Below are 12,237 nucleotides of genomic sequence, written 5' to 3'. Positions count from 1 at the left end.
GCTTGACATGCGGTTGGCGATACATCAGATTTATCGTTGACTCGGGGGAGGGAGGGTCGTGCTCAGCACGAGGCCGTTCGAGGAGAGCGCCGAGCGCGGCGACCTGCGCGACCTGGTCGAATCGCTGCTCGCCAGGGAACTCCCCCCGGACCGGGCGCTCGCCGTGGACCGCGACGGCCTGTTCGCCTCCGGCGCCTGGTCGGCGCTCGGCGACGCCGGCCTCCTCGGCCTCGGCGGCGACGAGCAGGCCGGCGGAACCGGCGGCACCGCGGGCGACGCGGTCGCCGTCACCGAGGAGATCGCCCGCGTCCTGCCCGGCCTCGCCGTCGACTACGTCACCTGCGGCATGGCCATGCGGATGCTGGGCGACGACGGCGGCACCGCCGCCGCCTGGCTGCCGGACATCGCGTCCGGCAAGATGATCTGCTCGTTCGGGATGAGCGAACCCGACGTCGGCACCGACCTGCTGAACCTCCGCACGTCCGCCCGCGTCGAGGACGGCCGCTGGGTGCTGCGCGGACAGAAGCTCTGGATCTCCCTCGCCCACAAGGCCGAGATCGCGTTCGTCCTCTGCCGCACCGACCCGCCCGAGGAGGGCAGGCGGTCCCGCGGCCTCAGCGTGATCGCCGTCCCGCTCGACCGGCCGGGCGTCACCGTCCGCCGCGTCCACCTCGCCGGGATGCGCGCCGCCGGCACCTGCGAGATCTACTTCGACGACGCGACCGCCCCGCTGGAGAACCTCGTCGGCGAACGCGGCCGCGGCATGTCGCTCCTCGGCCGGACCCTCGACGTGGAACGCGTCCTCGCCGCCGGCATCAGCCTGGGCATCGGACGCGCCGCCCTCGACCTCCACCTGACCCACCTCCGCGAACGCGAGGCGTTCGGCGGCGCGATCGGCCGGTTCCAGGCCCTCCAGCACGCCGCCGCCGACTCGATCGCCGACCTGTCGGCGTCCCGCGCCCTGGTCGGCACCGCCGTCCGCTCCATCGAGGACGGCCGCCCGTCGACCGCGCTCACCGCGATGGCCAAGCTCGTCGCCGCCGAGTCGACGGCCCGCATCGTCGACCGCGGCATGCGCGCGATGGCGGCGCAGGGCCTCGCCGAGGAGTCCGCGATGCAGATGTACTTCCGGGACGCCCGGCTTCAGCTGTTCAGTCCCGTGAGCAACGACATGATCCGCAACATCCTCGGCGAGTCGCTCGGCCTGCCGAGAAGCTACTGAGTCGGGAGGTTCCCCGTTGGACATCACACGAGAGAACACCGCGCTGCTGGTCATCGACATGCAGAACAGCTTCACCGAGGCCAAGGGCTCCATGGCCGCGATGGGCCTGCCGCACGAAGAGCTCCGAGCCGCGATCCCGGGCTGCCGCACCCTGATCGACGCGGCCCGCGCGTCCGGCGTCCCGGTGATCTACACCCAGTACGTCTTCCAGCCCGACTACACGGACGGGGGTGTGGTGCCCAACCACATCGTCCCGGCGATGAAGGAGGTCGGCGCGCTCGCGGCGGGCAGCTGGGACGCCGAGATCATCGATGAGCTGGCGCCCGCCGAGGGCGAGGTCGTCATCGACAAGTCCCGGCCCAGCGCCTTCTACGGCACCCGCTTGGAGCCGGTCCTCACCGGCCTCGGCATCCGCTCGCTGGTCCTCTGCGGCGTGACCACGAACATCTGCGTCGAGACGACCGCGCGCGACGCGGGCCAGCGGGACTACCTCACCCACGTGGTCAGCGACGCGACCGCCGAATTCGACAAGGCCCGCCACGACTACGCCCTGACCGGCATCGGCTTCATCTTCGGCCAGGTCGACACGGTCGACGACGTCGTCCGCGCCTGGGCCTGAACTCCTGCGGCGTGCCGCCTCTTTTCTCAGCAGCCAAGAAGCGCGGCACGCCGCAGGCCCCCGGTCACGCCTTGCGGAGGCGGCCGATGACGCCGTCGAGGTCGCGGCGGAACATCTCGGTGCGGAAGACGTGCCCGCCGGGTTCCTCGTGCCACTCGTGGGGGATGCCGGCCTCGCCGAGGCGGGCGCGGAACTCGCGCTGACCGGCGAGCACCTCCCTCTCGGTGACCCACTCGGCCCAGTTCACCGGGTCGGGACTGGTTCCGGCGACCAGGAAGATCCGCTTGTTGTGGTAGCTGGGGACGCGCTGGACGGGGTTGTCCGCGGTGACCCTGGCCTCGTCCCACAGGGGCGCGCCGTACACCGTGCCGCCGGCGAGGTCGACGGCGGCGGAGGTGACGTTGGCCCAGTGCACGACCAGCCCCTGGTCGCGGCGGAGGCTCGCGGGGCCGGAGTGGGAGCTGACGGAGGCGAAGTGGCCGTAGTACTTGGCCGTGTACTTCAGCGCGCCGAAGCCGCCCATGGAGAACCCGGCCACCGCGCGTCCGTCGTACTCGGCGAAGGTGCGGAAGTTCGCGTCGATCCAGGGCAGGAGCTGGGCGATGTGGAACGTCTCCCAGTTGCGGGGGCCGGTGTTGGAGGAGACGGGGTTGCTGTACCAGCCGGTGTGCCCGCCGTCGGGCATGACCACGATGATGGGCTTGCCCGCGGTCAGGGCACGGATGCCCCAGCGGTCGAAGGTGATGAAGTCCTGGTCGAGGCCGCCGCCGTGGAGGAGGTACAGGACGGGGTAGCGCCGTCCGCTGGAGTAGTCGTCGGGGAGCAGGACGTTGACTCCGGGGTCCCATCCGATCGCGTCGGTGGCGAAGCGGAAGTACTTCATGCGGGGGTCGTTCTCGTTGCGGTCGACGATCCGCAGACCGAAGCCGTCACCGGCGGCGTGGGCCGCCGAGGCCGATGCGAGGGCGCCGGCGCCGCCGGCCGCGAGGGCGGCGGCCATGCCGCCCGCGGTCTTCAGGACACGGCGGCGGGAAACATGCGACTGGCTCAACCGAACCTCCGGGGTGGGTTCTGCTCCGACGGGAGCGGGTTCCGCGCTACTGGACGGTAAGTCCAAGATGAACGGAAGGCAACAGAGGTATTCGGGCTCGGTCGAAATCCCCTGGTGGCGGCCGCGGTTAATCTTCTGCAATGGGCGGCGTCCTGCGTATCCATTTCAGCGACCGCGACTTTCGGCACGTGCGGCTGGCGAGGACCGCAGACCCGATGTGGGAGGCGTTCCTCGGGCTCCACGTCCTCACCACGTCCGTGCGGCGGCTTCCCGCGCGGCTGCGCCCCTGGCGGAGCCGGGCGGTCAAGCGGCTGCAGGACGGCGAACTGCGCGCGGCCTGCCGGCTGCTACGGGATCTGGCGCCCGCCGACGCCGCGTACTTCCCCGACTTCCTGACCCCCGCCGAGTCGGAGGACGGGATGGCGGCGGCCCTGCGCACCCTGCGGGTCACATCCGAGGCCCGGCTGTCCCGTGAGCTGCGCGAGGCGGCCCGGTACCGGACGATGCCCGGATGGACCCGGCGGCTCGCCTCGGGCGACCGGGCCCTCCTCGACCAGGTCGCGGACGCGGTCCTGCGCCTCCACACCCGGCTGATCGCTCCGGACTGGAGCGAGGTCGAGGCCACCGTCGCCGCGGACTGGGACCACCGGACGGCGAGGCCCGCGGGCGGCACGGTGGCGGTGCTGGAGACACTGGCGCCGTTCGCGTGGCGGGACCCGGTGCTCACCGCGCCGTACCCGGTGAACGCCGATCTCCACCTGAGGGGACGGGGCGTCCGGCTGGTCCCGTCCTACTTCTGCCACACCGCGCCGATCGCCATCGCCGACCCCGGCCTGCCACCGGTCGTCGTCTACCCGATCCGCGGCCGGCCGCGGGAGCAACGGGACGCCTCCCGCCACGCGGACGCGCTCGCCGCCCTCCTCGGCACCGGCCGCGCCCGCGTGCTCGGCGCCCTGACCGTCACGTTCACCACCGGCGCCATCGCCTCACGCCTCGGCATGCCCGCATCCACGGTCAGCGGCCACCTGAAGGTCCTGCGGGACGCTGGCCTGGTCGGCAGCGAACGAGACGGCGCCCACGTCGTGCACCGCCTGACCGCCCGGGGGCGCCACCTGCTGGGCGGCGACACGTGACTCCCCGGAAAGCGCACCGGAACCGCCGACGGCGACCGCCTCCGCACGGCGCGGCCTCCCGGTGCCGCACCTGTCGCGGGCCGTACGGGCCGCCGGTTCGGCTCAGCCGCCCGCCAGCCCCCCGAGGAGCGGGGAGGTGAGGTGTCCGACGATGTCGGTGATGGGATCGAGTGGGCCGTCGTCGGTGCGCGACCGCCTGTCCGGCTGCGGCTCTGGCGACTCCTGCGTGGGCGGAGGCGTCTCCTGACGCGAGGTCGGCGGGGTGGGGGAGGACGTGGACGGGGCGTCGCGCTCCGGCGCCGTCGTCGGGCCGGCCGTACCGCCGCCCGAAAGCGAGGGCTCCTCGGTGACGGGGGCCCGCTCCTTCGTCGTCGGAGTCGGCGCCGGGGCGGCCTCGTTCCGCCCGGCGGCCGGACTCTCCGAGGCGCCCGGCTCCTCGGTGACGCCGCTCGTCGGGACGGGCCCCGGCCGGGTGGTGCTCTCGTGCGGCCCCAGGGCGCCCATCGTGCCGCCGCCGGGGGACGGCCACGTCATCATCAGGCCGGCCGCGACCGTGGCGGCCACCCCGGTCACGCCTCCGACGCCCTTGAGGACGGCCTTGCGGCGGCTGGGGCGCTTGCGTGCCGAGGCGGCGGACTCGGGACCGGAGTCGATCACTACGAGCGGGCCGTCCGCCGCGGCGGCCTCCGCGGATGCGGGGCCGAACTCGTCGCGCTCGCGGTCGGCGGCGGCCAGCACCCGGTCGCGCAGCGGGGCGGGCGCCCAGGTGGGGGCGCGGCGGGCCAGCAGGTGCGGGAGCCGTCCCTTTTCGAACGCCGAGATGACGTCCATGTGCTTGGCGGGATCGGCGGTTCCGCGGATGAGAACGTCCAGGACGAAACGTTCCAGCGCGGTGCGCGCCTGGTGGAGGAGCTCGTGCACGCTGTCCGGCGAGATGCGCAGGACGCCGGCGATGTCGCGGACCTCCAGCCACTTGCCCGCGGACAGCAGCAGAACCTCGCGGTGGCCGGCGGACAGGCTGCCGATGCCGTCCAGCAGCGGGTCGATGGCCGCCTGAGCGAAGACGGGACGGCCCTGGCGGCCGAACGCCCCTTGCTCAGCGCAGACCGTGTGGGCCAGGTGGTGCAGCCACAGCACCGTCTCACCGCGCGGAGGCTGCCGCACCGCCCTCGTGAGCGTTTCTCTCAGAGCGTCGGCGGCACCGCGGTCGCCCAGCAGCGACCAGCAGTGCGCGTACAGACGGTGGGCGTGGGCGTCGTAGAGGGTTTCCAGGTCCCCGTGCATGTGACCTCCTCGCGAGGTGGCCGTGGGAGCAACCGTTCCGGGAGCGGACGAGAGGGGCAGACCGCCCGAAACCCGCTTGGGCACGGGACTCTAGTGCAATAGCACGACAGATGAGAAGCGAATGGTGCCTGAGCGTAGCGATATGCCACGACTTCCGGCGTCCGCCTGCTTGGCATTGGGCCTGATGGGGAGGGGGCTCGGTCGCGTTACGGTCGTCGAAGAACTCACGGGAGGCAACATGGCGCACGGCGAGCCCGAGGACGTGGACCTGCTGGTGGTCGGCGGGGGCAAGGCCGGCAAGTCACTGGCGATGGACCGGGCCAAGGCCGGCTGGTCCGTGGCGATGGTGGAACGGGACAAGATCGGCGGCACCTGCATCAACGTCGCGTGCATTCCGACGAAGGCCCTGGTCGGTTCCGCCCGCGCGATCGCGGCGGCCCGGCACGCCGGCGTCATGGGCGTGGAGCTCGACGGCGAGCCCACGGTCGTTCTGGACGCCCTGCGCCGCCACAAGGAGTCGGTGGTCGGCGGGATGGTGGACGCCCACCGGACCATGTTCCAGGACTCCGGCATGGACTTCATCATGGGCACCGCCCGTTTCGTCGCACCTCGCACCGTGCAGATCGCGACCGGCGACGGTGCGCTCCGGTTGGTCCGGGGAAAGGACGTGGTGCTCAATACCGGCACCACACCGGCCCTCCCCGACGTGCCCGGTGTCGCCGAGTCGGAGGTCTGGACCTCGGAGACCATCCTGCGGCTCACCCGGCTCCCGGCGACGCTGCTGATCCTGGGCGGCGGGTACGTGGGGTGCGAGTTCGCGTCGATGTTCGCCCACTTCGGCAGCAAGGTCGTGCTGGTCCAAGGCCCGTCCCAGGTACTGCCCCGGGAGGACGGCGACATCGCCGGCGAGGTGGCCCAGATCCTCAGTGGGCAGGGCGTCGAGGTGCGCACGGGGGTACGCGCCGCGTCGGTGCGGCGCGAACCCGGCCACGGGCCGGTCACCCTCACCCTTGAGGACGGATCCGTGCTGGAAGGCGACGAGCTGCTGGTCGCCACCGGGCGCGCACCGGTGACCGCGGAGCTCGGCCTGGAGGCCGCCGGGGTACGGCTGACCGGCCGCGGCTTCGTGGAGGTGGACGACCGCCTGCGCACCAGCGCCGAGCACGTCTGGGCCGCCGGTGACGTCGCCGGCAGCCCGCAGTTCACCCACGCGTCGTGGCACGACTTCCGCGTCCTGCGCGCCAACCTGACCGGCGCGGACGCCTCCACCGCCGGCCGTCTGGTGCCTTACACCGTCTTCATCACGCCGGAGCTGGCCCGGGTCGGAATGACCGAGGCCGAGGCACGCGCCGCCGGTCACCGGGTCACCGTGGCGAAGATCGCCGTCTCCGCGATCCCGCGGGCCAAGACGCTGCACGACCAGACCGGCGTGTGGAAGGCGGTGGTCGACGCCGATTCGGACGCGATCCTGGGCGCCGCCTTGCTTGGGCACAACGCGGGCGAGGTCATCTCCGCGGTGCAGATGGCGATGATGGGTGGGCTGCCCTACCAGAGCGTCCGCGACGCCGTCCTGGCCCACCCGACGATGGGCGAGGGCCTGAACCTGCTCTTCGACACCCTCGGCGCCCGCCCCAACACCGCCACACCACATCCTTGACCGCCCCGCCCCTGAGCCGCACCGACGACGCGCCAACGGGATGCCGGCACCTGACTACAGAATCGGCAACGGGTTGATGACCGCGAAGACGACCTTGCCGACGTTGCCGGCCAGTGGGCGGACGCCCCAGCAGCGGCAGAACTGGTCGACGATGAAAAGGCCCCGGCCCGCCTCGCTGATCGGGTCGGTTTCCTGGATGCGCGGCAGGTCGCAGGTGGCGTCCTGGACCTCCATCCACAGCGCGCCGTCCTCGGTGCGGCCCAGCCGCAAGGTCACGTTGTCGTCGGACGTGGACGCGTACCGAAGGGCGTTGGTGACCAGCTCGCTGGCCACCAGGCATGGGACGAAGTCGTCCATGTCCCACTGACCAGCGACCAGCCGCACGAACCGCCGTACCTCCGCGACGACCGTGAGGTCCCGCTTCACCACCATCTCGTTCTCCGTCGCCGCCTGGCCCATGACATCTCCTCACTGTATGTGGCGTACAGCACACAGTGAGCCACCTTTCGGGCTAGGATGTGCCTACCGCTGAGAGGTGGCAGTCAGTGGTAAGTCAACCTCCCAACCCGACAGATTCCGCCGAGAGGTAGGAACATGCCCCCGCGACGCCAACGCCCCCGCGAGTCGCCCGCCCTCGTCGCCTTCGGCCGTCAGATGCGCCGGATGCGAGAGGCCAAGGACGTCAAGCAGGAGACCATCGCTCATCTGACGAAAGTGAGCGGCCCCCAGGTCAGCCGCATCGAGAACGGGAAGAAGCGCGCCACGCGGTCATTCGTTGTCGCAGTGGACGACTACCTGGAAGCGGGCGGCTCCCTCATCAGCCTGTGGGAGGACCTGAACAAGGATGGGCACCCGGTCCCAATCTGGTTCGACTGGCCTCAGATAGAGGTCGACGCGGCAATGCTGGTCTGCTGGCAGCATTCCGTGATTCCTGGGCTGGCCCAGACCCCGGCCTATGCATTGGCGCTACTACGAGGCAACCAAGAGGCCGCAGACGCTCGCATCAGCCGCCAAGCCATCCTCACCGCGGACAAGGACTCCGCGCCGCCGATCGTCGCGCTTCTGCTCGACGAGCACGTGCTCCACAACCCTGTGGGGACGCCCGAGACGATGCGGGAACAGCTCGAACACCTTCTGGAGCTGAGTTTGTCGCCCAACGTCACGGTTCAAGTAGTGTTGTCTAGTGGTGAGCACGAGGGCGTCTTAGGCGCCTTTGTGGTTGCGACGATGGAGGATCGGAGCGAGATCGCGTACGTCGAGACATCGATCCGAGGTATCACCACGGACAACCCGGCTGATCTGTCCAGCCTGGCGCGAACCTTGTTCGAGCTCCGTTCTCAGGCGCTCTCACAGGAGATGTCGCGTGAACTGATCCGAAAGGTCATCGAGGAGAGATGGACCTGACAAACGCCAAGTGGCGCAAGAGCACACACAGCGGGCCCAACGGCGGTGAGTGCGTCGAGCTGGCGGGTGTGGCCGGTGCGGTGGCGGTGCGGGACAGCAAGAACCCGGACGGTCCCGTCCTCCTGCTCACCCGCACGGCCCTGCGGACGGCCGTCCAGTCCGCCACCGACACGCACTGACGCCGTCCGGCGACCCCCCCGACCCACCGAGTAGCGGCGAGTCGTCCCGTCTCCAACCCGGACGGCCCGCCGCACTGCACACCCCGGTCGGCGAGGTCGGCAAGCACGGTGTTGAAGGAGACAGGGTCACCGGCGTCCACGACGGTGGCGACGCCGCCAAGCCGGTCACGGCAGTTGTCGACTGCGGTGCTTGAGCAGTACACGATCTTCTCGACGTCACCGGCGGCGAAGAACTTGGCGTCGGGGTAGAGGTCGCCCCAACGTCAACCCCGACAGCCCACGTGACCAGCAACTTGCCAACATCCGCCGCATCTATGGTCCCGAGAAGGAGGCCCTCGGCGTGCTGGCCATCGAAATCGCGCTCATCACCACTACTGAACCGATCATCAACGACGTTTGATCAGGCGGCAGGAGCTCTCATGGCGGGGGCGCGGGCGGTGCGGTAGCGGTACGCGACACAAAGGGCCCGGACCGTCCTGGCCTCTCACACGTCGCCGCGACGCTCGCGGTAGTGGCCTCCACGCCCGGACTCACCGGTGCCCTGCTTTCGGCCTCGACTACGGCACACTGGCATGAAGCACTCGGCGCCTTCCAGCGTCCAGCCATCCCACCCGCGCATCTCCGGGACATCTGCCGTGTTCTCCGAGCCTGACGACCCCGACACCCGCGAACGGATGCGCAGCGCCTTCAACAATGCAACGATCCGGCTCGGCGGCGCGTCCGCAGACGGTGCCGCAGAGACCTGGGGCCACAGCGGAAGGACCATCGGCGGCCCCATCACGACGTCCTGTGGAAACGTCTGGCTCCGAGTGCTGGAGGCACCGGTGGGCAAGGAGGGCGGAAAGCTCTGGACCGGCACTCAAGAAGCCGCTACCGCCCTTCCGGCGGAGGTCCCGCGCCCCCGGCTGCTGGATTCAGCCGACTGGGCTCATGAAGGGTACGCCTACCGAGCTGAACTCAGCACCTACGTAACGGCGCCCGTCTGCTCCCCGACTCCGGACCTCACCGAACACATCGCCCTGCCTGATGCCTGGTGGTCACGATTGCGGCGGGCTACGAGCACGGTCGCGACTACATCAGCCCCGGACGGCCGCCCGCTCGTCATCACCCAGGACTACATACACCGCACCATCCCTCGCTACTTCGGCGACGCAGGCATCGAAACCACCGTCCACCACTGGACCCTCGCCCATGGCGACCTACACTGGGCCAACCTCACCAGGCCGGAATTGACCATCCTCGACTGGGAGGGCTTCGGCCCCGCCCCTCACGGATTCGACGCCGCAGACCTTCACGCCTACACCCTTCCCGTCCCAGAACTGGCGGCCTGCGTCCGCGACGCCTTCGCCGACATCCTGGCAACGCCAGAGGGCCGGCTCGCCGAACTCGCGGTCGCGGCCATCCTCCTGCAAGCCGCCGACCGCGACCCCGTCCACGCCCGACTCGCCCCTCACGTCCGACAAAATGCACGGAGGCTGCTGGAGCACTAGCGCGACGGCCGGCCGCAGGCCGCACGCGGTGACTTCCCGCCCCGCACCCCTTCCTTGGGCGGGGATCGCTCAAGAGCGCAGGCGGTGGTGGGTGAGGAGGGTGTGGGTGGCGGTGCGTTCGTCGGGGGTGCCGACGAGTTTGGCGGCGAAGGTGGTCACGCCCAGGTCGGCGAATGCGCTGATCTTGGCGGCCACCGTGTCGGCGTCGCCTATCAGGGCCATCTGACCCGGGGTCTCGCAGCCTTCTCGGTCGAGCATCGCGCGGTAGGACGGGAGGGTGCTGTACCACTCCAGTTCCGCTTCGGCGGCGGCCAGGGCGGCCGGGGCGTCGTCCGTCACGCAGACCGGGAGGGCGACGATGATCTCCGGGGCCGGGCGGCCGGCCTTCGCGGCGGCCTCCCGGATCGTCGGGATCGTGAGTTCCCGGAGGGTGCGGGGGCCGACCATCCAGGTGATCGTGCCGTCGGCGAGGGCGCCGGTGATCTCCAGCATCCTGGGGCCGAGCGCGGCCACCAGGACGGACGGGACGGGGGCTCCGGGGATGTCCAGGTCGCCGCGCGCGGTCAGGACCTCGCCCTTGAAGCGGACGTGCTGGGTCAGCGCGCCGGTCAGGGCCTCCAGGTACTCGCGCATGTAGCGGGCCGGACGGTCGTACGACATGCCCCAGCACGGTTCGACCACGGACGGGTGGGACGGGCCGATGCCGAGCGCGAGCCGTCCGTCCACGAGTTGGTTCGTGGTCAGCGCCTGCTGGGCCAGGGCCATCGGGTGCCGCGGGTAGACGGGGACGACGGCCGTGCCGACGCGCAGGTTCGGCAGGTCGCGGGCCACTGCGCCGATCACGGTCAGCGTGTCGGTTCCGAAGGCCTGGGTCAGCCAGTAGCTGTCGATGCCGTCCCGGTCTGCTGCGCGGAGGTCGGCGGCGGTCTGCTCGATGTCGTCGACCTGGTCGAAGATGCCGATCTTCATGGCCCTGCCTCCGGGCGGAAGGCGAGGAGGTCGCGGCTGGACGCGCGCATGAGGAGGGCCAGGCCCAGGGCCTCCGCGCGGGCGCGTTGGTCTTCGACGGCCGTCCAGATGGTCTCCAGGCTGTTGGACAGGAGGTCGGGACGGTGCCGGGCGATCACGTGGGCGATCTCCAGGGCGCGGGGCACCAGGTCGTCCAAGGGGACCACCTCGGTGACGAGGCCCAGTTCGCGGGCGCGTTCGGCGCCCAGGCGGTAGGCGCGACCGCTGGTGACCATGCGCAGGACCTCGGTGAGGGGGAGGCGGCTCAGAAGTCCGACCGCCTCCACCGGGTTGGCCAGCCCTACGTCGATGTGGGTGTCGAAGAACGTCGCGTTGTCCGAGCAGAGGATGACGTCGGCGTCGTTGACGAAGTGCCAGCCGCCGGCGCAGCAGTGCCCGTTGACGGCGACGATGATCGGTTTGTGGACGCGGAGGTCGCGGGACGTGAGCGCCACGCGGCCGTCCTCGTCCAGGGACGGGCTGGCGACGCCGGTGGTGAGGGTGTCGTCCACGTCGAGGCCGGTGGAGAAGCTGCGGTCGCCTGCGCCGGTCAGCACCGCTACGCGCAGGTCGTCGTCGTCTCGGAAGGACCGCCAGACCGCGCGCAGCTCGCGGACCATGCGGGCGTCGTAGGCGTTCAGCACCTCTGGGCGGTTCATGACGACCAGGAGGACGGGGCCGTTCCGCGTGACGTCGAGGGTCTCGTGCTTCACGCGTTCTCCGCGATGGGCTTCAGCAGGTAGCCGCGGCGCATGGTCAAGACGGTCGTGCCGTCCTGTTTGCGCACGATGTCGCGGACCTTGCCCACGAACGCGGACCCGCCCGGTGTCGGCTCAAGGGTGTCGACCTCGATGTCCACGGTGATCGTGTCGTTCTCGAACACCGGGGCCTCGTAGCGGACCTCGTCCATGCCGAGGGCGGCGTGGCAGTCGAGGCCCGCGGCGGCCCAGCTCGCGTACATGGTGGGCGAGGTGAGCCCGGCCGAGATGGCGATCAGGCAGGGGCCGCCCAGGATGCGGCGGCCGAAGCCGGTCTCGGACATGTACACGTCGTCGGTGTGCAGGGGGCCGTTCTCCCACGTCGCGTTGATGATCGCGGCGAAGTCCCCGGAGGTGAGGGTGCGGCCCGGGGTGCGCAGGACGGCGCCCGCGGCGAACGCCGCCGGCAGGACGGGCTTCAGGGCGGACATC

General features: G+C 70.9%; 13 protein-coding genes. 7 read left to right on the top strand and 6 right to left on the bottom strand.

Annotated elements, in window-relative coordinates; genetic code table 11:
• The first annotated feature begins 58 nt into the window (after nucleotides 1-58).
• Nucleotides 59-1,222, top strand: a complete 1,164-nt coding sequence (locus AB0C35_RS32880) for an acyl-CoA dehydrogenase family protein (RefSeq protein ID WP_358464588.1) — start codon at nucleotides 59-61, stop codon at nucleotides 1,220-1,222.
• Between the two features lie 16 nt (nucleotides 1,223-1,238).
• Nucleotides 1,239-1,841 (top strand): isochorismatase family cysteine hydrolase, encoded by a 603-nt coding sequence (locus AB0C35_RS32875; RefSeq protein ID WP_358464585.1) that lies wholly within the window; start codon nucleotides 1,239-1,241, stop codon nucleotides 1,839-1,841.
• 64 nt (nucleotides 1,842-1,905) lie between these two features.
• Here AB0C35_RS32875 and AB0C35_RS32870 read toward each other — a convergent pair whose 3' ends face one another.
• Nucleotides 1,906-2,892: an esterase family protein gene (locus AB0C35_RS32870; protein WP_358464582.1), complete on the bottom strand. Its 987-nt coding sequence runs from the start codon at nucleotides 2,890-2,892 to the stop codon at nucleotides 1,906-1,908.
• 140 nt (nucleotides 2,893-3,032) lie between these two features.
• On the opposite strand from AB0C35_RS32870, the gene AB0C35_RS32865 reads away from it, so the two are divergent.
• Nucleotides 3,033-4,025 carry a helix-turn-helix domain-containing protein gene (locus AB0C35_RS32865; RefSeq protein WP_358464579.1) on the top strand — a complete coding sequence of 331 codons (993 nt, stop codon included), beginning with the start codon at nucleotides 3,033-3,035 and terminating at the stop codon, nucleotides 4,023-4,025.
• A gap of 102 nt (nucleotides 4,026-4,127) precedes the next feature.
• Here the strand turns inward: AB0C35_RS32865 and AB0C35_RS32860 are convergent, their stop codons facing one another.
• Nucleotides 4,128-5,309, bottom strand: a complete 1,182-nt coding sequence (locus AB0C35_RS32860; RefSeq protein ID WP_358464576.1) for a hypothetical protein — start codon at nucleotides 5,307-5,309, stop codon at nucleotides 4,128-4,130.
• A 238-nt stretch (nucleotides 5,310-5,547) separates the two neighbouring features.
• Between AB0C35_RS32860 and AB0C35_RS32855 the strand changes: the two genes are divergently transcribed.
• Nucleotides 5,548-6,966: an FAD-dependent oxidoreductase gene (locus AB0C35_RS32855; protein ID WP_358464573.1), complete on the top strand. Its 1,419-nt coding sequence runs from the start codon at nucleotides 5,548-5,550 to the stop codon at nucleotides 6,964-6,966.
• Between the two features lie 54 nt (nucleotides 6,967-7,020).
• Here the strand turns inward: AB0C35_RS32855 and AB0C35_RS32850 are convergent, their stop codons facing one another.
• Nucleotides 7,021-7,425 carry an ATP-binding protein gene (locus AB0C35_RS32850; RefSeq protein ID WP_358464570.1) on the bottom strand — a complete coding sequence of 135 codons (405 nt, stop codon included), beginning with the start codon at nucleotides 7,423-7,425 and terminating at the stop codon, nucleotides 7,021-7,023.
• Between the two features lie 135 nt (nucleotides 7,426-7,560).
• On the opposite strand from AB0C35_RS32850, the gene AB0C35_RS32845 reads away from it, so the two are divergent.
• The 3 genes from AB0C35_RS32845 to AB0C35_RS32835 all read left to right on the top strand — a co-directional run bounded on the left by AB0C35_RS32845 (nucleotide 7,561) and on the right by AB0C35_RS32835 (nucleotide 10,039).
• On the top strand, nucleotides 7,561-8,370 hold the full coding sequence (locus tag AB0C35_RS32845) for a helix-turn-helix transcriptional regulator (RefSeq protein ID WP_358464567.1): 810 nt from the start codon (nucleotides 7,561-7,563) through the stop codon (nucleotides 8,368-8,370).
• Nucleotides 8,361-8,549 carry a DUF397 domain-containing protein gene (locus tag AB0C35_RS32840; protein ID WP_358464564.1) on the top strand — a complete coding sequence of 63 codons (189 nt, stop codon included), beginning with the start codon at nucleotides 8,361-8,363 and terminating at the stop codon, nucleotides 8,547-8,549. Before AB0C35_RS32845 ends, AB0C35_RS32840 begins: the two co-directional genes overlap by 10 nt.
• Nucleotides 8,550-9,184: 635 nt before the next feature.
• On the top strand, nucleotides 9,185-10,039 hold the full coding sequence (locus AB0C35_RS32835) for a phosphotransferase (protein ID WP_358464561.1): 855 nt from the start codon (nucleotides 9,185-9,187) through the stop codon (nucleotides 10,037-10,039).
• Between the two features lie 69 nt (nucleotides 10,040-10,108).
• Here AB0C35_RS32835 and AB0C35_RS32830 read toward each other — a convergent pair whose 3' ends face one another.
• From AB0C35_RS32830 to AB0C35_RS32820, 3 genes are read right to left on the bottom strand one after another with little or no spacing between them, the layout of a single operon-like run.
• Complete coding sequence (locus tag AB0C35_RS32830; RefSeq protein ID WP_358464558.1) at nucleotides 10,109-11,008, bottom strand: TIGR03564 family F420-dependent LLM class oxidoreductase; 900 nt, start codon at nucleotides 11,006-11,008, stop codon at nucleotides 10,109-10,111.
• The gene (locus tag AB0C35_RS32825) at nucleotides 11,005-11,760 is read right to left on the bottom strand and encodes an enoyl-CoA hydratase/isomerase family protein (protein ID WP_358464555.1); all 756 of its coding nucleotides are present in this window, start codon (nucleotides 11,758-11,760) and stop codon (nucleotides 11,005-11,007) included. Before AB0C35_RS32825 ends, AB0C35_RS32830 begins: the two co-directional genes overlap by 4 nt.
• A complete protein-coding gene (locus tag AB0C35_RS32820) occupies nucleotides 11,757-12,236 on the bottom strand; it encodes a MaoC/PaaZ C-terminal domain-containing protein (RefSeq protein ID WP_358464552.1) in 480 nt (159 codons plus the stop codon). Before AB0C35_RS32820 ends, AB0C35_RS32825 begins: the two co-directional genes overlap by 4 nt.
• Nucleotide 12,237 lies beyond the last annotated feature (1 nt).

The sequence above is a fragment of the Spirillospora sp. NPDC048819 genome (assembly GCF_040650055.1).
Lineage (GTDB): Bacteria > Actinomycetota > Actinomycetes > Streptosporangiales > Streptosporangiaceae > Spirillospora.
Note: the sequence above shows the minus strand (reverse complement) of the source record. Positions and strands in the feature narration are given on the sequence as shown.

Excerpts from the sequence above, each read along its gene's own strand:
- AB0C35_RS32865 (WP_358464579.1), top strand. The coding sequence starts at position 3,033 with ATGGGCGGCGTCCTGCGTATCCATTTCAGCGACCGCGACTTTCGGCAC.
- AB0C35_RS32860 (WP_358464576.1), bottom strand. The coding sequence starts at position 5,309 with ATGCACGGGGACCTGGAAACCCTCTACGACGCCCACGCCCACCGTCTG.
- AB0C35_RS32855 (WP_358464573.1), top strand. The coding sequence starts at position 5,548 with ATGGCGCACGGCGAGCCCGAGGACGTGGACCTGCTGGTGGTCGGCGGG.
- AB0C35_RS32850 (WP_358464570.1), bottom strand. The coding sequence starts at position 7,425 with ATGGGCCAGGCGGCGACGGAGAACGAGATGGTGGTGAAGCGGGACCTC.
- AB0C35_RS32845 (WP_358464567.1), top strand. The coding sequence starts at position 7,561 with ATGCCCCCGCGACGCCAACGCCCCCGCGAGTCGCCCGCCCTCGTCGCC.
- AB0C35_RS32840 (WP_358464564.1), top strand. The coding sequence starts at position 8,361 with ATGGACCTGACAAACGCCAAGTGGCGCAAGAGCACACACAGCGGGCCC.
- AB0C35_RS32830 (WP_358464558.1), bottom strand. The coding sequence starts at position 11,008 with ATGAAGATCGGCATCTTCGACCAGGTCGACGACATCGAGCAGACCGCC.
- AB0C35_RS32820 (WP_358464552.1), bottom strand. The coding sequence starts at position 12,236 with ATGTCCGCCCTGAAGCCCGTCCTGCCGGCGGCGTTCGCCGCGGGCGCC.